The organism is Halomonas chromatireducens, from assembly GCF_001545155.1.
Taxonomy (GTDB): domain Bacteria; phylum Pseudomonadota; class Gammaproteobacteria; order Pseudomonadales; family Halomonadaceae; genus Halomonas; species Halomonas chromatireducens.
The window spans coordinates 3,757,274-3,781,427 of sequence record NZ_CP014226.1; the positions used below are offsets into that span (position 1 = coordinate 3,757,274).

General features: G+C 63.2%; 22 protein-coding genes and 1 pseudogene. 5 read left to right on the forward strand and 18 right to left on the reverse strand.

Annotated elements, in window-relative coordinates:
- Positions 1 to 67 precede the first annotated feature (67 nt).
- A complete protein-coding gene (locus tag LOKO_RS17410) occupies positions 68 to 874 on the reverse strand; it encodes a ferredoxin--NADP reductase (protein ID WP_201025340.1) in 807 nt (268 codons plus the stop codon).
- A gap of 116 nt (positions 875 to 990) precedes the next feature.
- Between LOKO_RS17410 and LOKO_RS17415 the strand changes: the two genes are divergently transcribed.
- Positions 991 to 1,917, forward strand: coding sequence for a LysR family transcriptional regulator (locus tag LOKO_RS17415; protein ID WP_066451959.1), 927 nt, complete (start codon positions 991 to 993; stop codon positions 1,915 to 1,917).
- 21 nt (positions 1,918 to 1,938) lie between these two features.
- On the opposite strand, the gene LOKO_RS17420 is transcribed toward LOKO_RS17415, so the two are convergent.
- The 6 genes from LOKO_RS17420 to phnD form a co-directional block, all read right to left on the reverse strand.
- A complete protein-coding gene (locus LOKO_RS17420; protein WP_066451960.1) occupies positions 1,939 to 3,999 on the reverse strand; it encodes a methyl-accepting chemotaxis protein in 2,061 nt (686 codons plus the stop codon).
- 108 nt (positions 4,000 to 4,107) lie between these two features.
- Complete coding sequence (locus tag LOKO_RS17425) at positions 4,108 to 4,536, reverse strand: host attachment protein (protein WP_066451961.1); 429 nt, start codon at positions 4,534 to 4,536, stop codon at positions 4,108 to 4,110.
- Between the two features lie 105 nt (positions 4,537 to 4,641).
- Positions 4,642 to 5,451 (reverse strand): phosphonate ABC transporter, permease protein PhnE, encoded by an 810-nt coding sequence (gene phnE / locus LOKO_RS17430; protein WP_066451962.1) that lies wholly within the window; start codon positions 5,449 to 5,451, stop codon positions 4,642 to 4,644.
- The gene (gene phnE / locus LOKO_RS17435; protein ID WP_066451963.1) at positions 5,445 to 6,263 is read right to left on the reverse strand and encodes a phosphonate ABC transporter, permease protein PhnE; all 819 of its coding nucleotides are present in this window, start codon (positions 6,261 to 6,263) and stop codon (positions 5,445 to 5,447) included. Before phnE (LOKO_RS17435) ends, phnE (LOKO_RS17430) begins: the two co-directional genes overlap by 7 nt.
- The gene (gene phnC / locus LOKO_RS17440; RefSeq protein WP_066451964.1) at positions 6,250 to 7,056 is read right to left on the reverse strand and encodes a phosphonate ABC transporter ATP-binding protein; all 807 of its coding nucleotides are present in this window, start codon (positions 7,054 to 7,056) and stop codon (positions 6,250 to 6,252) included. Before phnC ends, phnE (LOKO_RS17435) begins: the two co-directional genes overlap by 14 nt.
- Before the next feature lie 91 nt (positions 7,057 to 7,147).
- Positions 7,148 to 8,149, reverse strand: a complete 1,002-nt coding sequence (phnD, locus tag LOKO_RS17445; RefSeq protein WP_083517653.1) for a phosphate/phosphite/phosphonate ABC transporter substrate-binding protein — start codon at positions 8,147 to 8,149, stop codon at positions 7,148 to 7,150.
- Between the two features lie 158 nt (positions 8,150 to 8,307).
- On the opposite strand from phnD, the gene LOKO_RS17450 reads away from it, so the two are divergent.
- The 3 genes from LOKO_RS17450 (at position 8,308) to LOKO_RS17460 (ending at position 11,146) form a co-directional block, all read left to right on the forward strand.
- Positions 8,308 to 8,898, forward strand: coding sequence for a histidine phosphatase family protein (locus tag LOKO_RS17450; protein WP_066451966.1), 591 nt, complete (start codon positions 8,308 to 8,310; stop codon positions 8,896 to 8,898).
- A 130-nt stretch (positions 8,899 to 9,028) separates the two neighbouring features.
- Entirely contained in the window at positions 9,029 to 9,460 is a 432-nt protein-coding gene (locus tag LOKO_RS17455) for a hypothetical protein (protein WP_066451967.1), read from the forward strand.
- Positions 9,461 to 9,613: 153 nt separating this feature from the next.
- Entirely contained in the window at positions 9,614 to 11,146 is a 1,533-nt protein-coding gene (locus LOKO_RS17460; protein ID WP_083517654.1) for a sensor domain-containing diguanylate cyclase, read from the forward strand.
- Here the strand turns inward: LOKO_RS17460 and LOKO_RS17465 are convergent.
- From LOKO_RS17465 to LOKO_RS17510, 10 genes are all read right to left on the reverse strand, one after another.
- Positions 11,140 to 11,868: an amino acid ABC transporter ATP-binding protein gene (locus LOKO_RS17465; protein ID WP_066452426.1), complete on the reverse strand. Its 729-nt coding sequence runs from the start codon at positions 11,866 to 11,868 to the stop codon at positions 11,140 to 11,142. The genes LOKO_RS17460 and LOKO_RS17465 overlap by 7 nt on opposite strands.
- 106 nt (positions 11,869 to 11,974) lie before the next feature.
- Positions 11,975 to 13,075: an amino acid ABC transporter permease gene (locus LOKO_RS17470; RefSeq protein ID WP_066451968.1), complete on the reverse strand. Its 1,101-nt coding sequence runs from the start codon at positions 13,073 to 13,075 to the stop codon at positions 11,975 to 11,977.
- Between the two features lie 9 nt (positions 13,076 to 13,084).
- Positions 13,085 to 14,275 carry an amino acid ABC transporter permease gene (locus tag LOKO_RS17475; protein ID WP_066451969.1) on the reverse strand — a complete coding sequence of 397 codons (1,191 nt, stop codon included), beginning with the start codon at positions 14,273 to 14,275 and terminating at the stop codon, positions 13,085 to 13,087.
- A 114-nt stretch (positions 14,276 to 14,389) separates the two neighbouring features.
- Positions 14,390 to 15,418: an amino acid ABC transporter substrate-binding protein gene (locus tag LOKO_RS17480; RefSeq protein ID WP_066451970.1), complete on the reverse strand. Its 1,029-nt coding sequence runs from the start codon at positions 15,416 to 15,418 to the stop codon at positions 14,390 to 14,392.
- Between the two features lie 211 nt (positions 15,419 to 15,629).
- A complete protein-coding gene (locus LOKO_RS17485; protein WP_144439743.1) occupies positions 15,630 to 16,637 on the reverse strand; it encodes an amino acid ABC transporter substrate-binding protein in 1,008 nt (335 codons plus the stop codon).
- A gap of 220 nt (positions 16,638 to 16,857) precedes the next feature.
- On the reverse strand, positions 16,858 to 18,414 hold the full coding sequence (gene ahpF / locus LOKO_RS17490; RefSeq protein WP_066451972.1) for an alkyl hydroperoxide reductase subunit F: 1,557 nt from the start codon (positions 18,412 to 18,414) through the stop codon (positions 16,858 to 16,860).
- 174 nt (positions 18,415 to 18,588) lie between these two features.
- The gene (gene ahpC, locus LOKO_RS17495; RefSeq protein ID WP_043515649.1) at positions 18,589 to 19,152 is read right to left on the reverse strand and encodes an alkyl hydroperoxide reductase subunit C; all 564 of its coding nucleotides are present in this window, start codon (positions 19,150 to 19,152) and stop codon (positions 18,589 to 18,591) included.
- Between the two features lie 138 nt (positions 19,153 to 19,290).
- Positions 19,291 to 19,695: a ribonucleotide reductase subunit alpha gene (locus LOKO_RS17500; protein WP_066451973.1), complete on the reverse strand. Its 405-nt coding sequence runs from the start codon at positions 19,693 to 19,695 to the stop codon at positions 19,291 to 19,293.
- 126 nt (positions 19,696 to 19,821) lie between these two features.
- Positions 19,822 to 21,807, reverse strand: coding sequence for a M1 family metallopeptidase (locus LOKO_RS17505; protein WP_083517655.1), 1,986 nt, complete (start codon positions 21,805 to 21,807; stop codon positions 19,822 to 19,824).
- An 11-nt stretch (positions 21,808 to 21,818) separates the two neighbouring features.
- Positions 21,819 to 22,097: a PDZ domain-containing protein gene (locus LOKO_RS17510; RefSeq protein WP_083517656.1), complete on the reverse strand. Its 279-nt coding sequence runs from the start codon at positions 22,095 to 22,097 to the stop codon at positions 21,819 to 21,821.
- 112 nt (positions 22,098 to 22,209) lie between these two features.
- Between LOKO_RS17510 and LOKO_RS17515 the strand changes: the two are divergent.
- Positions 22,210 to 22,989 (forward strand): annotated as a pseudogene (locus tag LOKO_RS17515) (L-lactate permease); the annotation flags it as partial.
- A gap of 62 nt (positions 22,990 to 23,051) precedes the next feature.
- Here LOKO_RS17515 and ltaE read toward each other — a convergent pair.
- On the reverse strand, positions 23,052 to 24,089 hold the full coding sequence (gene ltaE, locus LOKO_RS17520) for a low-specificity L-threonine aldolase (protein ID WP_066451975.1): 1,038 nt from the start codon (positions 24,087 to 24,089) through the stop codon (positions 23,052 to 23,054).
- Positions 24,090 to 24,154: the final 65 nt, after the last annotated feature.

Below are 24,154 nucleotides of genomic sequence, written 5' to 3' on the forward strand. Positions count from 1 at the left end.
ACGCCAAAAATGCGATGAACGAGAAAAAACCACCTGTCTGCACAGGTGGTTTTTCCGTCGGTGGGATTTACTTCTCGACGAAGGCCCGCTCGATCACGTAATCGCCGGGCTCGCCCATGCGTGGCGAGATATTGAACCCCAGGTCGTCGAGCAGGGCGCTGGTCTCGTCGAGCATCGCCGGGCTGCCGCAGATCATGGCCCGATCCTGCTTGGGGTCCATCTGGGGCAGGCCGGTATCCTCGGCCAGCTTGCCGCTGCGGATATGGTCGGTCAGTCGCCCCATGGTGTGGAACTCCTCACGGGTCACAGTGGGGTAGTAGACCAGCTTCTCGCTGATCTCGTCGCCCAGGTACTCGTGGGCCGGCAGCTCATTCTGGATGAAGTCGGCATAGGCGAGCTCGCTCACGCTGCGCACGCCGTGAACCAGCACGATCTTCTCGTAGCGCTCGTAGGCCTCGGGATCCTGGATCAGGCTCATGAACGGCGCCAGGCCGGTGCCGGTGGAGAGCAGGTAGAGGTTGCGGCCCGGCAGCAGGTCGTCAGTCACCAGGGTACCGGTCGGTTTGCGGCTGACCATGATCTGGTCGCCCACCTTGAGGTGCTGCAGCCGCGATGTCAGCGGACCATCGGGGACCTTGATGCTGAAGAACTCCAGGTGATCCTCATAGTTCGGGCTGGCAATGGAATAGGCTCTCATCAGCGGCTTGCCGTTCACTTCCAGGCCAATCATGACGAACTGACCGTTCTTGAAGCGCAGGCTGCGCTCGCGGGTGGTGCGGAAACTGAATAGCGTATCGTTCCAGTGGTGGACGCTAAGAACCTCTTCCAGGGCAAACTTGCTCACGACCGGCTCCTTGATATTCCATTGACGCATAACAGCGCCCCTTCAACTTTGATACTAATTCTAAGCGCTGGCAGCATATCTGTTAAATGGGTAGTTTGGATAAAGCATATCTATAATGTAAATATACCACTGCCCGGAGAGATGCCATGCGCTACACCCTGCGCCAACTGGAAGTGTTCGTCGCCGTCGCCCAGCACGAGAGCGTCTCCCACGCAGCCAGGGTACTGTCGCTATCTCAGGCGGCGGCCAGCACGGCGCTCTCGGAGCTCGAGCGGCAGTTCGATTGCCAGCTGCTCGACCGTATCGGCAAGCGCCTGAAGCTAAATGCGCTGGGCTTCCAACTGCTGCCCAAGGCCGTGGCCCTGCTCGACCGGGCCGAGGAAGTCGAGGAACTGCTGCGCGGCCAGCGCGGCGTCGGCTCGCTGGACGTGGGGGCAACGCTGACGATCGGCAACTACCTCGCCACGCTGCTGATCAGCGATTTCATGCAGCGCCATCCCGACAGCCGGGTACGGCTGCAGGTGCGCAATACCAGTGCCATTATCGAGCGGATCGTGCATCACGAACTTGACCTGGGTCTGATCGAGGGCGATTGCCAGCATGAGGACGTGGTGATGCAGCCCTGGGTGGAGGACGAGCTGGCCGTCTTCTGCTCACCTCGTCATCCGCTGGCCAATGTCGGCGAGGTGGACATGGACAAGCTGCTGCGTGCCGACTGGATCATGCGCGAGCAGGGCTCCGGCACGCGGCTGACGCTGGAACATGCCACCCGCCATCGGCGCGGCCGCTTCAACATCCTGCTGGAGCTGGAGCATACCGAGGGGATCAAGCGAGCGGTGGAGTCGGGTCTGGGTATCGGCTGTGTATCGAAGCTGGCCCTGCGCGATGCCTTTCGCCGCGGCAGCCTGGTGCCGATCCCCACGCCGGAGCTGGACCTGAGCCGCCAGTTCGCCTTCATCTGGCACCGCCACAAGTACCTCGCCACCGGCATGCGCGAATTCCTGCGGCTGTGCCGACAGATGACCGAAGGGATTCAGCGCAGCGACGAAATCGGCCTGCCGCCGGTGCCCTGACCCCTCCCGCCAGGCACGCCGTCACTGGCGCAGCTTGAAGCCTCCGATCACGCCGGCAAGCCGGTCCGCCTCGTCGCTCAGCCGCTCGGCGGCGGTGGTCGACTCCTCGACCATGGCGGCATTCTGCTGGGTCATGCGGTCCAGGTCCGCCACGGCCACGCTGACCTGGCTGATGCCGTCGCTCTGCTCACTGGCCGCCACGCTGATCTCGCCCAGCATGCTGGCCACACGGTTTACGCTGGCGACCAGTTCGCCCATGGTGGCCCCCGCCTGTCCGACCAGCTCCGTACCGGCGGCCACCCGCTGGCCGGAGGCCTGGATCAGCCCCCTGATGTCCCGCGACGCCTCGGCGCTGCGGGTCGCCAGCTGGCGTACCTCGCCGGCCACCACGGCAAAGCCGCGGCCATGCTCACCGGCTCGTGCCGCCTCGACGGAAGCGTTGAGCGCCAGCAGGTTGGTCTGGAAGGCGATGCCATCGATGACCTTGACGATATCGCCGATCTGCCGCGACGCGTCGCTGATGTCGTCCATGGTACTGACTACCTGGCTCACCGCCTCGCCCGACTGCTGCGCCACCTGAGCGGCCGACTTCGACAGGGCGTTGGCTTCCCGTGACGAGGCAGAGGTATGTTCGACGGTACTCGAGATCTCCTCCATGGAAGCGGAGGTCTGCTGGAGGCTGGCGGCCGCCTGCTCGGTGCGCCGCGAAAGGTCCTCCCCACCCATGGCGATCTCGTTGGCCGCAAGGCGAACCGACTCGCTGCTGTCACGCACATCGATCAGCACATCATGCACCTTGTCGACGAAGGCATTGAACTGCGCTGCCAGCTCGGCACCTTCGTCACGTCCCTTAACGGGCAGCCGCTGGGTGAGGTCGCCATTGCCGGTGGCGATCCCGCGCATGCGATCGGCGAGCAGGCGCAGCGGCCGCGAGACCCGACCGCCGACTATCCACAGCGCCGCCATGCCCAGGGCCGCCAGCAACAGACCCACCAGGCTCATGCCCAGGGTGTCGGTACGCCGTTGATCGTCGAGCAGATTCTGCAGGGCCGTCAGGTCACCCATCACTGCCTGCTCCGGCAGTCGGACCATCAGCACCCAGGGTGTCTCGCTCGCGCCGATGGTGAAGGGCTGATAGCGCTCGATCATGCCATTGCGAAACACGCTGGCCGTGACTTCCTCATCGCGGGCCTGATTCACCGAGGCCAGGATGTCCGCTCCCAGCGCATCGCTGGCCGGCATACCCAGTCGCTCGGCATCGGCGGTATAGGCGGCCAGACCGCCCTGGCCGGCGATCAGCGCCAGCTCGCCGGCACCGTCATAGAGAGACTGGTTGGCCTCAAGCAACAGCGCCTGGATGAAGTCGAGCGCCAGATCGACCCCGGCAACGCCGCGAAACTCACCGTCGACCAGAATCGGCACGTTGAAGGAAGTAACCATCAGCATCTCACCGCCGAAGTCGTAGGGCGCCGGGTCGATGATGCAGGGTGCCAGGGTCTCCCGCGGGCAGAGGTAGTACTCGCCTTCGCGAACACCGCTGCCCAGCAGAGTGTCACTCTCCATGGTGTCGCCCAGTGGGAGTACTTCCACGCTTCCGCTGTCGGTGCGGTACCACCAGGGCATGAAACGCCCCGAGCCATCGTATCCCTCCGCCTCGCCCAGGTCGGCATGCAGGTCGTCTCTACCGAAGGCGTCGGGCTCCCAGCCGATGAAGGCGTCCAGTAGCGAGGGGTTTTCGACAACGGTCTGGCGCACCAGGTTGGAGAGCTCGCGACGGCTCATGGACAGGGCCAGGCGTCCGCTATCGTCGCGCTGTCCCATCATTGCATTGGCAGTTGCCAGCTGGGTAGCCAGGGTCAAGGCATGCTCGAGCTCTCGCTGAATGCGGCCCGCCTCGGCATCCGCCAGCACCGCCAGTCGCTCATCAATGGCCCCCTCGAGCAATCCTCGGGTGTGGTTCTCGACGATCACCTGGGTGCGGGAGGAGGAGAACAGGCTATAGACGACCAGGGCCGCCACCACTGCCAGCAAGCAGGGGCCTGCCAGCAGAACCACATACTGGCGGATCGATTTGAGGTGCATGGGCGCTCTCGCTGAGTAAGGATAAGCTCGGCGGCATCAAACCGCGGCTGTGCCTTCCTTGATATCGGCAAGAGCGCCCGACTCTTGAGGTGTAACGGGCGTATGCGATCAGCGCATGTCGCTGACCGCTTGCTGAATGCTCTCCAAATCGGATTTGCTCAAGTCTTTGGCAAGGGTATGAATGACCAGCTTGCGGGTGGGGGCATCCAGCTCTTCACGCAGTAGGCCGAGAAACTTGGGAGGCGCCACGAGAATCAGCTTGTCCATGAGATTCTCGACACGAGCGCGATAGATCCGCTCGGCTACCTGCTTGGCAAAGAGCTGGTCTTCGTGCTCGGAGGCGATGTCCTCCCGATAAGAGGAGCGTGACCCGGGTCCTCTGGATTCCTGCACGTCGGCACCGCCATCGGTCACCAGATCGCCCTCATGCAGCCTCCCTGCAGGATGCACGAGACTTTCCTTCTCCTGCAGCTTGAGGGCGTCGCGTGTAAAGACACGCGCCCGTGCTGCATCGGCCACCACGATATACGTTGTCATAGCCTCTCCTTGATACGGATTGACGGAAGGGCACGCCATGGGACGATGCCCCGCCTTCCCCTTCAACATGGCAAGGTGGCTTCCCGGGGTCAAACCCAGCCACGTCTAGATGACCTTGCGCCGCAGAATGCTGGTAATGGCTTCACCGATCAGTACCAGGATGACAATGGCAATCAGTATGGTGGCCACGGTGGGCCAGGCGAAGGTGTCGATGGAACCCTGCAGAAGTACCCCGATACCACCGGCGCCCACCAGCCCCAGCACCGTGGACTCACGGATGTTGATGTCCCAGCGCAGTATGACGATGGCGAAGAAGGCGGGCATCACCTGGGGCACGACGGCATAGGCAATCACCTTGAGCTTGGAGGCACCAGTGGCCTCCATGGCCTCCACCGGACGACGATCGATCTCCTCGATCGCCTCGCCCATCAGCTTGCCGATGAAACCGATGGAGCGGAACATGATCGCCAGGATCCCCGCCAGCACACCGGGGCCGAAGATCGCCACGAAGAGCAGCGCCCAGATGATGGTGTTCACCGAACGGCTGGAGACCAGAATGAAGCGCCCCAGCCACAGGCAGGCGCGGTTCGGCGTGGTGTTCTGGGCGGCGATGTAGGAGACCGGCAGGGCGATGAAGATCGTCAGCATCGTCGCCAGCGTAGCGATATGCACCGTCTCGATCATGGCGCCGATGATCTGCTCCAGCCGCCGCGGGTCCGGCGGCCACATCCGCGCACCGAGGCTCGAGATCTGGTTGGGCGCATCCCACACCCACGGCCAGAAGATGTCGATATCGCGAACCGCCCAGTAGACCACCATCACGGTCACCAGCAGCACGGCATAGCGGATCAGGCGCTCCTTGCGGTCATAGCGATGCCAGATACGAGCGGCGAGGGCGTCGGTTTGATCTACCATATCTTTTTCCTCACCCAGCCGCTAATGCCCTCACTGACCAGGATCACCGCAATAATGATCAACAGGATAGCGAAGGCGAAGTCGTAGTCGTATCGTCCGAAGGCGTTCATCAAGGTGCCACCGATTCCCCCGGCGCCAACGATCCCCACCACGGCCGAGGCTCGCAGGTTACTGTCGAGCTGGTACATGGAAAGCCCCACCTGGCGCGGCAGGATCTGGGGGAAGACGGCGTAGACCAGAATCGAGAAATAGCCCGCGCCGGTCGCCTTCATCGCCTCGACCTGCCCCCAGTCGATCTCTTCTATCTCTTCCGCCAGCAGCTTGCCGACGAAACCGATGGAGTAGAGAGTCAGGGTCAGCACGCCCGCCAAGGGACCGAACCCCACCGCCGCCACGAACAGGATGGCGACGATCACTGGATGAAAGCTGCGCGAGATGATGATTACCGCACGGCCGAACAGATAGATCGGCAGCGGCGCAATGTTTCGTGCTGCCATCACCGCGAAGGGAATCGACAGCGCAACCCCCAGCAGGGTTGCCAGGATGGCGATCTGGAAGCTCTCCTTGAACCCGGTGAGCAGCAGGCCCCCACGCTCGAAGCTGGGCGGGAAGCCGCTGCCGAAGATCCTTGCCGCCCTCGGCAAGCCCTCGGCGATGCGCGTCCAGTTGAACGGCAGGCTGCCGAAGGCCCAGATCAGATAGACCAGCACCACTAGCCACAGGCCATAGCGCAGGACCGGATTGGCGATGAAGGAAGGCTTGCGCCAGGTTCTGGGCCCCGGCGTCGTGCCGGGGGCGTCAGGTCTGGTCATGAGGCACTCCCGATTGGGCCTTGTCGGGCTCGGCGGTGAGCTCCTCTTCCGGTGCCTCGATGCCACCATAGATAGCGTCAAGCGCATCCTTGGTGAAATCGCTCGGCGCCCCGTCAAATATCATCTTGCCATGGCGCAGGCCAACGATACGTTCGGTATAGGTCTTCGCCTGGGCAACATTGTGGATGTTGATAAGCACCGGCAGCGACAGTTCGCTTGCCAGGCTCTGCAGCAGCTTCATGATCTGTTCGGAGGTCCGGGGGTCAAGCGATGCTGTCGGCTCGTCGGCCAGCAGGATCTCGGGCTCCTGCATCAGCGCACGCACGACACCGACCCGCTGGCGTTCACCACCGGAAAGCTCGTCGGCACGCTTGTTGGCATAGTGAGCGATACCCACCCGCTCCATGAGCGTAAATGCCCGCTCGATATCCTCCTTGGGATAACGCCTCGAGATGGCCTGGTAGAGGCTGACGTAGCCGAGCCGGCCCGCCAGCACATTCTCCATCACGGTCAGACGATCAATCAGGTTGAAACCCTGGAACACCATGCCGATCTTACGCCGGGCCCGACGGAGAGCAGCCCCTCTCAGCTTGACCAGCTCATTGCCGTTTAGCCGGATCGAGCCCGAGGTCGGCTCCACCAGTCGGTTGATACAGCGCAGCATGGTGCTCTTGCCGGCCCCCGATGCGCCGACGATGGAGACCACGCTGCTACCCTCCACCACGAGATCCAATTCTTGCAGTACCGGCTTGTCATGGCCGTAGCGCTTGACCAGCTTGGAGATCTCCAGCATTCACCCACCTCGCTATGCAGAAAACCGACCCCCGGCCAGCGGCCGGGGGCTCACACCATCTTGGACAGGAGACCCGCGGGTCTGTCAGGGCTTACTCCTGGTCCAGGTCTTCGCGGGTGTAGCGCACGTCATTGGCTGCCTGGATAGTACGGATCACCTCCCAATGCTCCTGGTAGTTGATGGGCACGAACTTGTCGACGCCTTCGAACTCATCGCCCAGGGCAGTGCCGGCGAAGTCGAAGGTGAAGAAGGCCTCCTCGATCTTCTCGACCAGATCGGGATGCAGGTTGTGGGCATAATTATAGGAGGTGGTGGGGAAAGCATCGGTCTCGTAGATGATCTTGACGTCCTCTTCGTCATAGAGGCCGCGGGCAGCCATGCGCTCGACCACCTCCGAGGCCACCGGGGCGGCGTCGTAATCGCGGGCCACCACGCCGAGCATCGACTGGTCATGGCTGCCGGAGTAGACCACCTCGTAGTCCTCGTCGGGAACGATGCCAAGATCGGGGAACAGGGCGCGGGGCGCAAGATTGCCCGAGTTGGAGGTGGGCGAGGTGTGCGCCACCCGCTTGCCCTTGAGGTCTTCAAGGTCGTCTATGCCGGAATCGACGTGGGTGTAGACCTGCAGGGTATAGCCAAACTGGCCGTCGTCGGAACCCATCAGGGCGAACGGTACCGCGCCGGCCAGGTTCACCGCAAAGGGCGTCGGCCCGGTGGAGAAACCGGCAATATGCAAGCGCCCGCTGCGCATGGCCTCGACCTGGGCCGAGTTGGACTGCACGGCGAAGAAGCGCACGTTGCGTTCGGTCACCTCTTCGAGATGATCGATGAATGGCTGCCAGATGTCGGAGTAGATCGCCGGGTCCTCCACCGGGGTATAGGCGAAGATCAGCGTGTCGGGGTTGACCCACTCCGACTCATCGGCAGGCCGGTCGGCCACCATGTTGCCGTCTTCATCGCAGTAGAGATCGTCCAGGTCACCGCGCGGGCAGTCGGCGTGCGCCTGGGCCGAGATGAGCATGGCCAGGGGCAGCAGGGAAGAGATGGCCAGCGTGGCCAGGGGGTGCTTGTTCGTGGTGCTGTATGCTTTCATGGCGTGACTCACTTTGCGTGCGTTGTTATTGGGCGTTTGAGAGTGCTTCCATTGCACGAGCCAATGGGGCGGTCATATGATTGATCGAAATCGAACATATGAGCGCACGTGATGATCAATATCGAAACTAAGATCAATCTAGGTAGTATGACAATACTATGTCAAACGGATTCCTCAACGCCTCGACTCAGCGCCGCAACCGCTACCTTCTGATGCGGCACGGCCATAGCCAGGCCAATGCCCAGGGACTGATCATCAGCACGCCTGAGCGGGGCCTCGAAGCCTTCGGCCTCTCCTCTCAGGGTATCGCTCAGCTAGACGCCCTGCTACTCGACTGGCGCTGGCCGACGCCTACCCGGATTCTGCATTCGGACTTCCTGCGTACCACCGAGACCGCGGCCAGGGTGGCGACCCATTTCGCGCTCCCGCTGCAACGTGAGCCTCGCCTTCGGGAGCGAAACTTCGGTGATTTCGAGGGCCAGGCGGACGACCAGTATCCCTGCGTCTGGGCGCTGGATACACGAAGCGCCGAGCACGTGGAGCACGGCGTCGAGAGCGTCGTCAGCGTGGCTGAACGTATGCAGGCGGTAATCGAGGAACTGGAGCATTCAACGGCCGGGGAAACGGTGCTCCTGGTCAGCCACGGCGACCCGCTTCAGATACTGCTGACGGCGCTCAAGGGGCGACCGCTGAGCCAGCACCGTGACCAGGAACCACTGGCTCCCGCCAGCCTGACTGTGCTGTCATGAGCCGCCAGGCACGATGGCCATCATCAACAGCTGCGCCCGGGGACCATCTGAGGTAGGATTCTGCATTGTCGGCATGGAGGCCGGTGAGATTCATCGTGCCGCGATGTGCACTCTAAGGGAGGACCCCTCGATGCAACAGTTCCTATTTCCCCGCCATCCGCTCTCTCGCGGTACCCTGGTATTCTGTCATCTGCTGCTTCAGCTCGGCCTGTTGACCGCAGCCGCACTCTGGCTGCTGCCGCGCACGCCATGGCTGATGGCCACCGACTGGGCGACCGCCTGGCCGGCCCTGGCCCTGGGTGGCGGTCTCTGGCTGCTCGGCACCATGACCCTGCGCCTGCTCGCCGAGCTGTGCCTGCTGCCCCATCACCTGAAAGGCCGGCCCGGCTTCGCACCTGGCGATGTGATGACACGCTCCTTCGAACGCCGGCCTGCGGTACACGCCGAGGATGCGGCCTGGACCAGCGAGGCACGCCACCTGGAGACAGAAGCCAGCGTGCTGGGAAGTGCCCGGATTACACGCCCCGCCGAGCCTTTGAAATCAACCCGTTCCCCCACCTGACCGGCCCACCTCCAGGGTGGTGGCTTCCGCCAACGCGCTTGCCTTGCCGACGTCGCTGTCGGCTGCGACTTTGGTGGACTTTCCGCCCTTCAGCGCAATCCGATTGTTAACCCATGTTATGATTGGTTACCGACTGATGGATGGATCACTGCCATGCCGGTACCGGTCTTCCCCGACGATGCTCGCCTGCTTGGTGCCCTGGCCAGCGGCAGCCGAGGGCTGATCAATGCGCGCTTCTGGGGAGATGGTGTCGATGCGCTGCTGGACGAGCTAGGCCGGGCATCCGGTGCCAGTCGCGTCTGGATATTTCAGCTTCTCGAGCTAAAGCAGGAGGGCGTGGTCCAGGACTACGTCTTCGAATGGGCAGCCGCAACCCACTATCGACAGCTCACCCAGAAACGTTTTCGCTTCTTCTCGACACTCTTCAACGATCCGGTCTATCAGCGCATCGTTGCCGAACGACAGCGCGGCGAATCCCAATGTTTCATTACTTCCGAAATGCCTTCCGGCTCACTGCTCAAGAACCTGGAAAGCCAGGGCATACTGTCCATGGTCACGGTGCCCATCATGGTCGATGGCCAATGGTGGGGCACACTGGGCATCGATGACTGCGAGCGTCGCCTGGAGTGGCAAGGGCCTGGACTCCAAGCCCTGGTCGTCGCCGCCGAGCTCATTGCATCGGCCATCTACCGCCATCAGCTCACCAGCCGCCGCCGACAGGTCGAGCTGTTCCAACAGGTGGCCGACTGTGGCATCTGGGAGGTCGATCCGCATAGCGGCTCGACATGGTGTTCCCGTGCCCTCTTGAACACGCTTGGCTACCCCGACCAATACGCCCGGGTGCCGCTAAGACGGTTACTGGCCCATATCCTGAGGGAAGACAGACTCTGCTTCTGGTCTCAGCTGCGCACCTGCCTGGTCGATGCCAGTAAGAATTTGCGCCTCGATGTGCGTCTCATCAGCAAGAACGGTGACACTCGATGGCATGAAATCGTCGCCGAGGTGGTCTGTGACGATTCGGGCCGGCTGGAGGCACTGGCCGGACTTGTCATCGACATAAGCCAACGCAAGCAGGGCGAAGAGCGCGCAATGATTGCAGCGGAGTACGATGAGCTGACCGGTGTGCTGAACCGCCGAGGCCTTACCCGACATCTGGCCGAGACCCTGGGCGGGGTATCGGAGCCGCTGCCACCACACCACCTGCTGCTGGTGGATATCGACCATTTCAAGCAGATCAACGACGCCTACGGGCACCCGGCGGGAGACGCACTGTTGAGGCTGCTGGCCGAACGGCTGGACAAGGAGCTACGATCCGAGGATGGTTTGGCTCGCCTGGGCGGGGAGGAGTTCGCCATAGTGGTCAGCGGCCTGAACGATCAACAGGTGATGCAGGTGGCCGAACGATTGCGGGGTCGCATCGCCGATACTCCCTTCCCGCTGGAGAGTCTGCCGGCAAAGCCGCCATCCCATCAGGTCGGCATCTCGATCAGCATCGGTGTCGCCGGGCTGTCCGTTGGCCAGGACCTGAGCCATAGCCAGGCGCTGGCCATGGCTCAGGCGGACCAGGCTCTCTATGCCGCCAAGGGCGGCGGCCGCAACAGGGTCGTGGCCTACTGGCAGCAAAGTAGAGAGCGACAAACTAGCCGGGCCAGCACCACAGGCGCGGAACCCGGCACGGCTCAGTGACCCAGTATCTGGCTGAGGAACAGCTGGGTACGTTCGGACTGGGGGTTGTTGAAGAAGGGCTCTGGCGCGTTTTCCTCGATGATCTGCCCCTGATCCATGAAGATCACCCGGTCGGCCACGGTCTTGGCGAAACCCATCTCGTGGGTCACGCAGAGCATGGTCATGCCCTCGTTGGCCAGCTCGACCATGACATCGAGCACCTCCTTGATCATTTCCGGATCCAGCGCGGAGGTCGGCTCGTCGAACAGCATCACCTCCGGGTGCATGCACAGCGAACGGGCGATGGCGACCCGCTGCTGCTGGCCACCCGAGAGCTGCCCCGGATACTTGCGCGCCTGCTCTGCGATCTGGACCCGCTCCAGATACTTCATGGCCAGCGCCTCGGCCTCGCGGCGCGGCTTCTTCTGCACCCACATGGGGGCGAGACAGCAGTTCTCCAGCACCGTCAGGTGCGGGAAGAGATTGAAGTGCTGGAACACCATGCCCACGCTGCGACGAATCTGCTCGATGCGCTTGATGTCCTGGGTCAGCGGGATACCCCCGACCACGATCTCGCCCTGCTGATGCTCTTCCAGGTGGTTGATGCAGCGGATCAGCGTCGACTTGCCGGAGCCCGAGGGCCCGCAGATGACGATACGCTCGCCACGCTTGACCTCGAAGTCGATATCGCGGAGCACGTGGAAGTCGCCGTACCACTTGTTGACGCCGCGCATCTCGACCATGGGTGTCTCGGTGCCGGCCTTGGGAGTTGTCGCCTGTTCACTCATCGTTGTTGTCTCTCAATAAGGTGCTCTTGGGAAGCGCTGCACAGCAGGAACCGGACTCTCATCAGCGTCGGTGTCCGGTATGCAGCTTCCGTTCGAGATACTGGCTGTAGCGCGACATGCTGAAACAGAAGACCCAGAACATGAAGGCGGCGAACACATAGCCTTCCAGGGCAAAGCCCAGCCAGCGGGAATCCGACAGCGCCGCCTGAACGATACCCAGCAGGTCGAAGAGCCCGATGATCATGACCAGGGTGGTGTCCTTGAACAGCGAGATGAAGGTATTGACGATGCCCGGGATCATCATCTTCAGCGCCTGGGGCAGCACGATCAGGCCCATGCGCTTCCAGTAGCCCATGCCCAGGGCCGCCGCGGCCTCTTCCTGGCCCCGCGGGATCGCCTGCAGGCCACCCCGTATCACCTCGGCCATGTAGGCACTCTGGAACAGGGTAATACCGATGAAGGCACGGATCAGACGGTCGACACTGACCCCGGTAGGCATGAACAGCGGCAGCATCACCGAGGCCATGAACAGCACCGTGATCAGTGGTACGCCGCGCCAGAACTCGATGAACACCACGCAGAAGCTCTTGACGATGGGCATCTGCGAACGCCTGCCCAGTGCCAGCATGATGCCGATGGGCAGGGCGCCCACCATGCCCACCACCGCCAGCACCAGGGTCAGCATCAGCCCACCCCAGCGGTGGGTCTCCACCACGCGCAGGCCAAAGTGGCCGCCGTAGAGCAGGAAGTAGGCCAGCAGCGGGAAGCCCACCAGCGTCGCCACCGCCACCCAGCGCTTGAAAGGCAGCCGCGGTATCGCCAGCCAGGCAATCAGCCCGGCGAAGATGGCGAAGGTCAGGTTGACCCGCCAGATCTCGCTGCCCGGATAGAGCCCGTAGATGAACTGGCCGAGACGGGCGTTGACGAAAACCCAGCAGGCGCCCTCCCGGGAGCAGTCGTCACGGCTGGTGCCGATCCAGTCAGCGTTGATGAAGGCCCACTGGATCGTCGGCGTCAGCAGGATGTAGAGCAGGTAAAACCCCAGCAGGGTAAAGACCGTGTTCACCGGCCCGCTGAAGAGGTTGGCACGTAGCCAGGCCACCGGGCCAACGGTGCTCCTGGGTGCGGGGCGCGCCTCGATCATCTTTTCTTGAATTGTCATGGCGCTCTCCTAGCGTTCCACCAGCGCCACGCGGGCGTTGAACCAGTTCATGAACATCGACACCAGCAGGCTGATGGTCAGGTAGACCGCCATGGTCATGGCGATGACCTCGATCGCCTGCCCCGTCTGATTGAGCGTGGTCCCGGCGAATACCGAGACCAGGTCCGGATAGCCGATGGCAGTGGCAAGCGAGGAGTTCTTGATCAGGTTGAGGTACTGGCTGGTCAGCGGTGGAATGATGACCCGCATGGCCTGCGGCACCACTACCAGGCGCAACACAAGGTTGCGCGGCAGGCTGAGCGCCTGGGCGGCCTCGGTCTGGCCATGGGAGATTGCCTGGATGCCCGAGCGCACGATCTCGGCGATGAAAGACGCGGTATAGATCGACAGGGCCAGCCACAGGGCCAGGAACTCGGGAATGATCGTGATGCCACCGCGGAAATTGAAGCCGGTCAATTGCGGCACATCCCAGGTCACCGGCACGCCGGTGGCGACCAGTACCATCAGCGGCAGGCCGAGTATCAGCCCCAGCGAGATCCAGCCCGCCGGGAAGCGCTTGCCCGTGGTCTCGTGGCGGCGCTTGTTCCACACCACCAGGGCGATGCTCGCTGCCACGGCAATGCCCAGGGTCAGGGGAATCAGTCCGAAACCGGATTCGAACAGCGGCTCGGGGAGGTAGAGACCACGCACGTTGAGGAAGACCACCTCGCCCAGCGACAGGCTGTCGCGGGCACTCGGCATGGTCCGCAGCACGGCGAAGTACCAGAAGAAGATTTGCAGCAGCAGCGGTATGTTGCGGAATATCTCGATATAGGCGTTGGCCAGGCGGGCAATCAGCCAGTTGGGCGAAAGCCGGGCGATGCCCACGGTGAAGCCGATGATCGTGGCCGCCACTACCCCCAGCGCCGACACCAGCAGGGTGTTGAGCAGTCCTACCACGAAGGTACGGCCGTAGGTGCTCTGGGAGGAGTAGTCGATCAGGCTCTGGACGATGCCGAAGCCGGCCGTATTGGACAGGAAGCCGAAGCCGGTCGTGATGCCGCGAGCGGCCAGGTTGGCCTGGGTATTACCGATGATATAGAGCAGGAAGGCTGCCACTGCGGCAATCAGCAATACCTGGAAGATCAGTGCGCGCTTGGCGCGATCACGCCAGAAAGGCGGTTTTGGGCCCACTGGATGGGCCTGTGGTCGAACGGACATGAAGAGACTCTCCGCCTGGATCCGTCAAGCAGGTATCAAGCCCCGGCCCGGAATGTCCGGGCCGGGGCATAACAAGGCTCGAGGCGCCATCAAGCGACGCCCCGGACGGTTCGATCAGCGGATCGGCGGTGCGTACTGAATGCCACCCTGGGTCCACAGGGCATTGATGCCGCGCTCGATCTGCAGCGGGGAGTCCATGCCCACATTGCGCTCGTAGCTTTCGCCGTAGTTACCCACCTGGCTGATGATGTTATAGGCCCAGTTGGCTTCAAGGCCCATGCCCTGGCCATAGTTGCCGTCCTCACCCAGCAGGCGAGCGATGTCCGGATCCTCGGAGGCGAGCATTTCGTCGACGTTGTCGCTGGTGATGCCCATTTCCTCGGCGTTGAGCATGGCGAACAGCGACCACTTGACGATGTTGAACCACTGGTCGTCACCCTGGCGAACGACCGGGCCCAGCGGCTCCTTGGAAATGACTTCCGGCAGGATCACCGAGCCGTCGGGGTCGGAGAGCTGGATGCGCAGCGCCGCCAGCTGGGAGGTATCGGAGGTCAGCACGTCGCAACGACCGGCCTCGTAGCCACCCACGGTCTGCTCGGAGGTATCGAAGACGATGGGGTCGAATGTCATGCCGTTGGCACGGAAGTAGTCGGCTACGTTCAGCTCGGTGGTGGTGCCGGACTGCACGCAGACCGCCGCGCCGTCGAGCTCAGTGGAGCTGGAGACGCCCAGGTCGGTATTCACCATGAAGCCGATGCCGTCGTAGAAATTCACGCCGGCGAAGTTCAGGCCCAGAGTGGTGTCGCGGGTGGTGGTCCAGGTGGTGTTGCGCGAGAGCAGATCCACTTCGCCGGACTGCAGCGCGGTGAAGCGCTCGACGGCATTCAGTGAAATATAGCGCACCGCCTCGGCGTCGCCGAAGACGGCGGCGGCCACGGCACGGCAGACGTCGACGTCGAGCCCCTGCCACTCGCCCTGGTCGTCCGGCGCGGAGAAGCCCGGCAGGCCGTCACTCACGCCGCACTGAACGGCACCGCGGTTCTTGGTGTCATCCAGGGTAGAAGCCTGTGCCACGGAATTGGCACCAAGCACCATCGCGCCGGCTGTGGCCAGCAGGACCAGTTTGTTTTTCTTGTTCAACATATGTCGATATCTCGCTTCGTATTAGGGATAGAAGGTCCATGCGCAAGGCATGTGGAGTGACCATAGCAAGGATCATTCCACAAACGCACCGTTGTAGGCATACCGTTTATTCAACGCTCCCCAGGCAGTGAATACGACCAACGCCTTGACCTACCAAGGGGCAACCAGCCCGCCGGTCACCCTCCAGTGCACAAAGATCGTGCAGTTGCCTTCAACGCACCGGCGGTGCGTACTGGATACCGCCTTCCGTCCACAGCGCATTGAGGCCGCGGGCGATCTTGAATTCGGAACCAGCGCCGACGGTGCGGTCGAACATCTCGCCGTAGTTACCCACCTGGCTAATGATCTGATAAGCCCAGTCGGCCTCGAGCCCCATGCCTTCGCCGTAGTTGCCATCGCGCCCCAGCAGACGCGCGATATCGGGATCCTCGGAATCGAGCATCTCCTCGACGTTGGCCTGGGTAATGCCCATCTCCTCGGCGTTGATCATGGCGAACAGCGACCACTTGACGATATTGAACCACTGGTCGTCGCCCTGACGGACCGCCGGGCCCAGTGGCTCCTTGGAGATGATGTCCGCCAGTACCATGGCGCTGTCGGGATCGGGCAACTGCATGCGCTGGGAGTAGAGCTGAGAGGCGTCGGAGCTGAGCACGTCGCAGCGCCCCGCTTCGAAACCGGCAATCGCCTGTTCGGGGGAGTCGAACACGATGGGGTTGTAGCTCATGTCATTGACGCGGAAGAAGTCCGCCAGGTTGAGCTCGCTGGTGGTACCGCTCTGAGTGCAGATATCGGCTCCGTCCAGCTCCAGTGCGCTGTTGATACCCAGGTCGCTTGCCACCATGAAGGCCTGGCCGTCGTAGTAGCTGACCCCGGTGAAGTTGACGCCCATCGTGGTGTCCCGGCTCGAGGTCCAGGTCGTGGTGCGCGACAGTACATCGACCTCTCCCGACTGGATTGCCGTGAAGCGCTCCACGGAATCCAGCGGCACGAAGCGCACGCTCTCGGCATCGCCCAGCACCGCGGCGGCAATGGCGCGACAGACATCGGTATCCAGCCCGCGATAGGTATCCTCGTCATCCAGCGCCGAGAAGCCCGGCTGGGCGGCGTTGACGCCACAGCGCACATGGCCCTGGTCGCGCACGTCTTCCAGAGTGCTGGCCTGTGCCAATCCAGTGGCGCCAAGGGTCACCAGTATCATCGGCATCAGCCGAGCCATCGTGTTGTTGTCGTTCATGCGGTTCATCCTTGCCATGGTGGGTCATGCGGGGGCCGGTGGAGATGCCTCCCGTATTACCATTAGCCCATATACCCACCACTTTCACCCGCTCATTGGGACGAACGCGAATTTGACCTGCCGGCATACGCAATCGCCCCGCAGGCTGGGCCTGCGGGGCGATACGGAACAGCTTGCGCCGAACGGCTCGGCAAGCTCGCCGTCAGAGACGAATCAGGTAGTCGAAGGCACCCAGTGCCGCCTTGGAACCTTCGCCCATGGCGATGACGATCTGCTTGTAGGGCACCGTGGTGACGTCGCCGGCGGCGAAGATACCCGGCACCGAGGTCATGCCATGATCGTCGACGACGATCTCGCCACGCGGGGAAAGCTCGATCGACGAATCGGTCAGCCACTCGGTGTTGGGCACCAGGCCGATCTGCACGAAGATGCCCTCCAGGTCGAGTCGACGCAGCTCGCCGCTTGACCGCTCCTCGTAGGTGAGGCCGTTGACCCGCTTGCCGTCACCGTTGACCTCGGTGGTCCTGGCTCCCTTGATCACCTCCACGTTGGCCAGGCTGGCAAGCTTCTTCTGCAGCACCGCATCGGCACGCAGCTCGTCCATGAACTCGATCAAGGTGACATGCTCGACCAGGCCGGCCAGGTCGATGGCGGCCTCGACGCCGGAGTTGCCACCCCCGATCACCGCCACGCGCTTGCCCTTGAACAGCGGCCCATCGCAGTGAGGGCAGTAGGCCACACCCTTGTTGCGGTACTCGTCCTCGCCGGGCACGCCCATCTCACGCCAGCGGGCACCGGTCGCGAGGATCAGCGAGCGGCTCTTGAGCGACGCGCCCGACTCGAACACCACCTCATGCTCGCCGCCGGGCTGTGTGGCCGGCACCAGCTTGACGGCCCGCTGCAGCGGCATGATATCCACATCGTACTGCTTGACGTGCTCCTCCAGCGCGGCTGCCAGCTTGGGGCCGTTGGTCTCCGAGACGGAGATGAAGTTCTCGATGGCCATGGTGTCGAGGACCTGGCCGCCAAAGCGCTCGGTGGCAACCCCCGTGCGGATGCCCTTGCGCGCGGCATAGATGGCCGCCGCGGCACCGGCCGGGCCGCCGCCGACCATCAGCACCTCGTAGGACGGCTTCTCGTTGAGCTTGGCCGCCTCGCGCCTGGCGGCGCCGGTATCGACCTTGGCCAGGATCTGCTCGAGGCTCATGCGGCCCTGGTCGAAGGGTTCGCCATTGAGGTAGATGCTCGGTACCGACATCACCTCGCGCTGCTCCACCTCGTCCTGGAACAGGGCTCCGTCGATGGCCACATGGCGCACCTTGGGATTGAGCACCGCCATCAGGTTGAGCGCCTGAACCACATCGGGGCAGTTCTGGCAGGAGAGCGAATAGTAGGTTTCGAAGCTCAGCTCATCGTCCAGGCTCTTGATCTGCTCGATCACCTCGTCGGAGACCTTGGGCGGGTGGCCGCCGACCTGCAGCAGGGCCAATACCAGCGAGGTGAACTCGTGGCCCATGGGTATCCCGGCGAACACCAGGCCCGTATCTTCCCCGGGGCGGTTCAGGGCGAACGACGGCGTGCGGGCATCGCGACCATCGCTGCGCAGGGTAATCTTGTCGCTCAAGCCGGCGATCTGCTCCAGCAGCTTGAACAGTTCCTGAGACTTGTCGCCGTCATCGAGGGACGCGACGATCTCGAACGGTTGGGTGACCTTTTGCAAATACGTCTGCAGCTGGCTCTTCAGATTGTCGTCCAACATGACAGCGGCTTCCTCATGTCTCGCTCATGAAACAGGCATGACTCGACGCCCTGCGAGGCCAGGGGCCAGCGCACGTCGGGTCAGGGTCTTGGTCTTGGATCGCCCGGACGGGGTACGCCCGGGCGTGGAACTCACGAGGTCAGGGGATAGCCTCGCGGGTCCGGCAAGCGTCGTTTAGATCTTGCCGACCAGGTCCAGGGACGGAGACAGGGTCTCTTCGCCTTCCTTCCACTTGGCGGGGCAGACTTCGTTCGGATTGGCGGCCACGTACTGGGCAGCCTTCACCTTGCGCAGCAGCTCTTCGGCGTTACGGCCGATGTTGCCGGCATTGATCTCGACGATCTGGATCTTGCCTTCCGGGTCGATCACGAAGGTGCCACGCTCGGCCAGACCGGCTTCCTCGATCAGCACCTCGAAGTTGCGCGAGATGGTCAGCGTCGGATCGGCCAGCATCGGGTACTGGATCTTGTTGATCGTCTCGGAGCTGTCGTGCCACGCCTTGTGGGTGAAGTGGGTATCGGTGGAAACACCGTAGACCTCGACACCCAGCTTCTTGAACTCTTCGTAGTTGTCCGCCAGGTCACCCAGCTCGGTGGGGCAGACGAAAGTGAAGTCGGCCGGATAGAAAAAGAAGATGTTCCACTTGCCCTTCAGGCTCTCCTCGGTGACGTCGATGAACTCGCCATTGTGGAAAGCGGTGGCTTTGAACGGCTTGACTTCGGTGTTGATCAGGGACATTCAGTAGTGCTCCTTGTCGGTGGTTGATGATCCGAATACGAGGCCCATCATAACCGCCGGGCCCCGATAGACTAAATTGAATGATAACATGGTGGTGATAAGCAACGCCTATGACAAGCGCTTAACTTATTGAAACAATTATTGAAACGACACCACCTCTCCCTGGCGATCCAGCGCCAGGAAGCTCCCTATGTTCCCCATCTTGAGCGATTCGACCATACGCTGAAGATGACGTTCGGCTTCCTCGCCGGAGGGTGGCTGCTGGCCGCTGCCGGACAGGGCTGCCACGAACACGATATCCCACTCGATGCCGGTGTTGCGCGACTCCGCCACCAGCGCCTCCATGTCACTGAGCTCCTCGGGCGACTTGTCGACGCATAGCGCCGGGGTCAGCACCCCACCCTCGCCCTGCTCGAAGCGCTGGCGCTGCTCGACGGTGGGGTTGTCCGGCAGCTCGGCACGGGTGAAGACGAACAGCAGCCGCTGCGGCTCCGGCTGCTGCTTCGCCTCCTCCAGCAGATCGGCAAAACGGGAAATGGCCAAGATACTCCTCCAGAACTGGTTCGCGACATCGTGTTGGCGATGCCGATAATGAAACAGACGCCAGCCAGGGGCAAGGCGCACCCGGTACGATAACGCATTCGATACGCCCCTGCGCCCCGCTCCGCATCAGCGCGAGGACGAGAACTCGACGCGCAGCCCCACCTCGTCCAGCGGCCATACACCGGCCTCGAGGGTCGCCCCCTCAGCGTCCTGGACCAGATAGCTGCGATGCTGGTGGTGCCTCAGTGACGCCACCAGCCGACGCAGATGATCAGGTTCAGCGGCACTCACGACCGCTACCCGGCTCTCCGGCAGCGTCCACATCCTCGCCTCACCCAAGGCAGGCAGGAGCGCCGACGGCTCGGGCAACGCCTGCCCGGCCAGCCAGTTGGCAACCTCGTCGTCGTTGCCGAGCACCAGTAGCGGCGCCTCGCCATCGAGAGCCGGTTCACCAACCGGGGCCAGGGGCCGGCCCAGGGCCTGCTGTACCCACTCCTTACCCTGGGCCTCCAGCGCCTTCGGCAGCACCAGCAGGCGGCTTTCGGGATGCAGGGCGACGTGTCTCAGGATGAACGGCGCCGGGTCAAGCTGGCGCAGCAGGTCATGGTCAGGGTCTACGGTAAGGGAAAGGGGCTCTGCGTCGTACGATAGCGAAAACTTGGCCTGCCGGGTCGCGAGCGCGACATCATGGCGCACGGGGCCGCTGCGGGTCTCAGCCACCACCGGCACCAGAAGCGGCCAGGGTGCGTGGTCACCCGCCTGGTCGAGCACGCCCTCTACCTGCCAGCCCGTCTCGGTTTCACGGCGCTCAACCGCCGTCATGCTCAATGCCGGTCGCCCCGGCTTGTATCGCCAGGCGCCGAGGAAGTCTCTCAGCTCCTCGTCGGCCGCCTCGGAAAACGCCACCGCCAGGTCATCCCAGCTTGCGGTCTGATGCATATGCCGTGCGGCGAAGCGCTTGAGGCCGCCATCGAACGCCTCGTCACCGATGCGTTGTCGCAGCATGTGAAACAGCATCGCACCGTGTTGATAGCCCAGCAGCCGCATGGCCGGGTCGCGACTACCGCGGAAGTCCGCCAGCGGCCGGTCGAAGGTGTCGGGCAACGCTGCCAGGTCGACGAGCCAGCGGCGACGAGTGTCGCTGGCTTCACCACGCAGCTCATCCAGATGATAGTCGGCCAGGTAGGTGGTCAGGGCCTCCGACCAGTTGCCGCTGGGGTAGTCCACCCGAACACCGGCACCCCACCAGGCATGCATCAGCTCATGCGCCAGCGAGGTGTGCGGTATGAACGGCAGCGGAATCACCCGCTCACCGAGCAGGGTGAAGCCGGGAAAGGCCAGCCCCAGCGGCGCCGGTGACGCGGCGATAGTGAAGCTGTCGTAAGGGTAGCCCCCGACACGCTCACTGAACTGGGCGAGGTAGCGGCCGGAGTGAGCGAGATAGGTCTCGGCATGAGCGTCATCCAGCTCGGCAGGGAACAGGGTGCGCACGCGCACGCCATCCACCGCCTGCCGGCGCTCCCGCCACGGCCCCGTGGCCAGCTCTGCCCACTCGGTCCGCGGGTGGAAATGCCGTACCCGATAGCCCGTGTCATCAACAAGTGGCTCTTCCACCAACGATCCCGTGGCAACCGCCCGCTGGCCATCCGGCACCTGAACCTCGATGTGCAGCGCAAAGGGCCCCAGTTCGGCAAACTGTGGATACCAGCCGCCGTCACCCGCCAACAGGCTGCCTTCCGGTGACACCATCCGGCCATCCTCGGCTTCGAGCCTGCCGCTCCAGCGCAGCGTCAAGGACTCGGCCTTCGGTGGCATCGCCAGGCGATAGCGCCCTGCCGCACTCTCCTGCAGGAACAATGCCCTGTCATCGACCAGCGCCTCGCTGATTTCGAGCCCCGGATCGAGCCGGAACGTGCCCGTGAGAGGGGGCGGTCGCACGATCATTTCACCCTGGATCCGCTGCGAGGAGGGTTCCAGCAACACGCTCATCTGCACCTCGCGTTCACTCTCACTCGCGCCCTCACTCTGGGCAGACTCACTGCCATGGGCCGGCAGCGCCAGCGACAAGACCAGCAGCAGCGCCGTTACCACTCGCCAGGCACAACCCAACATTCCTCGATCTCTCACGTTGACCGCGGCGGAAAGCGAGCCAGCACCTCCCGCTCATCGCCGTCTCGACGTATGAACAGCGGCAGCAGGGTGCCCGGCCGCTGCTGGCGTACCAGGCCGGTCAGGTCGGCGGGGCGAGCCAGGGACTCACCTGCTGCTTCAAGGATGATGTCTCCTGCCTCGAGCCCCGCCTGTTCGGCAACCGAGCCCTCGAGAATGGCATGAATTTCGACACCGGATTCATGGGGCGTGGTGTAGACGCCCAGCTGCATAGGAGGGCTTACCGTGGCCATTCCCGCGCTGATGTTCCATCGCTATTTTCAGCGGCGGGTCGAGGATATAACGGTGCGCATGGAGGAGCAGGCTAGCCAGGTGGTCGAGTTCATCGCCCACTATCAGGGCANCAAGCTGGACGACATCGCCGGCAAGGCACCGATCTCTACCCTCATGGGCTGGGTACCCTATGTGCTGCTGGCCGTGATACTGGTCGCCTCCCGCACCATCGACCCGTTCCGCGAAGCGCTTCAATCACTGAGCTTCGGCTGGAGCAATATCCTCGGCGAAGCCGGAGTATCCGGCAGCCTGGAACCACTTTATCTGCCGGGTGGCATTCTGGTTTTCGTGGTGTTGCTCACGGCCCTGCTTCACCGCATGCGCATCGGTGAGGTGAAAGAAGCCTTCAATGAGTCAACCCGCACCATTCTCGGGGCCGGCTTCGTGCTGATCTTTACCATTCCCATGGTGCGGATCCTGATCAATTCCGGGGTCAATGGAGCCGACCTGGTCTCCATGCCGGTGGCCATGGCGCAGTTCGTCGCCGATGGGGTGGGTGACGTCTACCCGTTCTTCGCTCCCGCAGTCGGGGGACTCGGCGCCTTCATTGCCGGCTCCAATACCGCAGCCAACCTGATGCTGGCGGAGTTCCAGTTCAACGTGGCGCAACAGCTCGGGGTATCCACCGCAATGATGGTGGCGCTGCAAGCCGTGGGTGCGGCCGCAGGCAACATGGTCGCCATCCATAACGTGGTCGCGGCATCGGCTACCGTGGGGCTGCTGGGACGCGAAGGCACAACCATCCGCAAGACGATCCTGCCGACCCTCTACTACCTGATCTTCACCGGCATCATCGCCATGATCGCCTTCTACGTGATCGGCGTCACCGACCCGTTGATGCGCGTCGGCTGACCCTTTCCGAAAGCGCAGCAGACAGCCCCCATGGCCTCGTCCATGGGGGCTGTCGTTGACGCTCAACCACCAAGCCTGGCATCGACTCGGGCGGCATTCGCTACGAAGTACGCCTTGATCCCTGCCACGACATGGCGAACGTCTTGCTCTGAAATGTCGAGGTGCGTCAACATGCGCGTGACCGGTGCAGCGGCCATCAGGATACCCCGTTCAGCGAGAAACGCCTCCAGCGCCGAGCAATGGGCCTCCGGAAGAGTGACGAACAGCATGTTGGTATCACAGCCATGCACCCCGACTTCATCGATTTCACCCAAGCCTTCAGCCAGCAGCGCAGCGTGGCGATGATCCTCTCCCAGGCGTTCGACATGGTTCTCCAGCGCATGATGACAAGCCGCCGCCAGGATGCCGACCTGGCGCATGCCGCCGCCCAGCGTCTTGCGCCAACGCCGCGCCCGTAAAATGAACGCCTCGTCACCCAGCAGCAACGAGCCCACCGGCGCGCCAAGCCCTTTTGAAAAGCAGAGCGACACCGAATCGAACCCCTGACACAGTTCGGCGAGGGAGCGCCCGGAGGCCACCACGGCGTTGAACAGTCGTGCCCCGTCCAGGTGGGTGGCCAGCCCATGCTCGTGGGCCAGCGCCGTGGCACGTCGGGTATAGGCTTCCGACAGCACCTTGCCCCGAAAGGTGTTCTCCAGCGCCAACAGCCGGGTGCTGGCATGGTGAATGTCGGCTCCCTTGATGCCAGCCTGCACCCTCTCCAGCGGCAGGCTGCCGTCCGGGTCATGCTCGATGGGCTGGGGCTGGATGCTGCCCAGAACCGCCGCACCGCCACCCTCATCGCGATAGATATGCGAGAACTGGCCGGCGATATACTCGTCGCCCCGCTGGCAGTGGACCAGGAGGGCCGCCGGGTTGCTCTGGGTTCCCGAGGGGAAGAACGGCGCAGCCGCCATGCCCGCCCTCTCTGCCACCGCCGCCTCGAAGGCGGCAACGCTGGGGTCATCGCCCCATACATCGTCTCCCACCGGTGCCCTGGCCATCGCCTCGCGCATGGCCGGGGTGGGCCGGGTCACGGTGTCACTGCGTAGATCGATCATTGTCTTCCATCCTCGTCACGACGAAAGGGGCGACCCCTGTCGCCCCTTTCTATGGTGCCTGGCCA

Bases quoted from the DNA above. Each gene is read 5' to 3' on its own strand.
- LOKO_RS17420 (WP_066451960.1), bottom strand. From the start codon at position 3,999: ATGCACCTCAAATCGATCCGCCAGTATGTGGTTCTGCTGGCAGGCCCC.
- LOKO_RS17505 (WP_083517655.1), bottom strand. From the start codon at position 21,807: ATGTTGGGTTGTGCCTGGCGAGTGGTAACGGCGCTGCTGCTGGTCTTG.
- LOKO_RS17485 (WP_144439743.1), bottom strand. From the start codon at position 16,637: ATGGCTCGGCTGATGCCGATGATACTGGTGACCCTTGGCGCCACTGGA.
- LOKO_RS17425 (WP_066451961.1), bottom strand. From the start codon at position 4,536: ATGACAACGTATATCGTGGTGGCCGATGCAGCACGGGCGCGTGTCTTT.
- LOKO_RS17415 (WP_066451959.1), top strand. From the start codon at position 991: ATGCGCTACACCCTGCGCCAACTGGAAGTGTTCGTCGCCGTCGCCCAG.
- LOKO_RS17475 (WP_066451969.1), bottom strand. From the start codon at position 14,275: ATGTCCGTTCGACCACAGGCCCATCCAGTGGGCCCAAAACCGCCTTTC.
- phnE (WP_066451963.1), bottom strand. From the start codon at position 6,263: ATGACCAGACCTGACGCCCCCGGCACGACGCCGGGGCCCAGAACCTGG.
- LOKO_RS17470 (WP_066451968.1), bottom strand. From the start codon at position 13,075: ATGACAATTCAAGAAAAGATGATCGAGGCGCGCCCCGCACCCAGGAGC.
- LOKO_RS17410 (WP_201025340.1), bottom strand. From the start codon at position 874: ATGCGTCAATGGAATATCAAGGAGCCGGTCGTGAGCAAGTTTGCCCTG.
- LOKO_RS17450 (WP_066451966.1), top strand. From the start codon at position 8,308: ATGTCAAACGGATTCCTCAACGCCTCGACTCAGCGCCGCAACCGCTAC.
- phnC (WP_066451964.1), bottom strand. From the start codon at position 7,056: ATGCTGGAGATCTCCAAGCTGGTCAAGCGCTACGGCCATGACAAGCCG.
- LOKO_RS17455 (WP_066451967.1), top strand. From the start codon at position 9,029: ATGCAACAGTTCCTATTTCCCCGCCATCCGCTCTCTCGCGGTACCCTG.
- ahpF (WP_066451972.1), bottom strand. From the start codon at position 18,414: ATGTTGGACGACAATCTGAAGAGCCAGCTGCAGACGTATTTGCAAAAG.
- LOKO_RS17465 (WP_066452426.1), bottom strand. From the start codon at position 11,868: ATGGTCGAGATGCGCGGCGTCAACAAGTGGTACGGCGACTTCCACGTG.
- ahpC (WP_043515649.1), bottom strand. From the start codon at position 19,152: ATGTCCCTGATCAACACCGAAGTCAAGCCGTTCAAAGCCACCGCTTTC.
- LOKO_RS17460 (WP_083517654.1), top strand. From the start codon at position 9,614: ATGCCGGTACCGGTCTTCCCCGACGATGCTCGCCTGCTTGGTGCCCTG.
- phnE (WP_066451962.1), bottom strand. From the start codon at position 5,451: ATGGTAGATCAAACCGACGCCCTCGCCGCTCGTATCTGGCATCGCTAT.
- phnD (WP_083517653.1), bottom strand. From the start codon at position 8,149: ATGAAAGCATACAGCACCACGAACAAGCACCCCCTGGCCACGCTGGCC.
- LOKO_RS17480 (WP_066451970.1), bottom strand. From the start codon at position 15,418: ATGTTGAACAAGAAAAACAAACTGGTCCTGCTGGCCACAGCCGGCGCG.
- ltaE (WP_066451975.1), bottom strand. From the start codon at position 24,089: ATGATCGATCTACGCAGTGACACCGTGACCCGGCCCACCCCGGCCATG.
- LOKO_RS17510 (WP_083517656.1), bottom strand. From the start codon at position 22,097: ATGGCCACGGTAAGCCCTCCTATGCAGCTGGGCGTCTACACCACGCCC.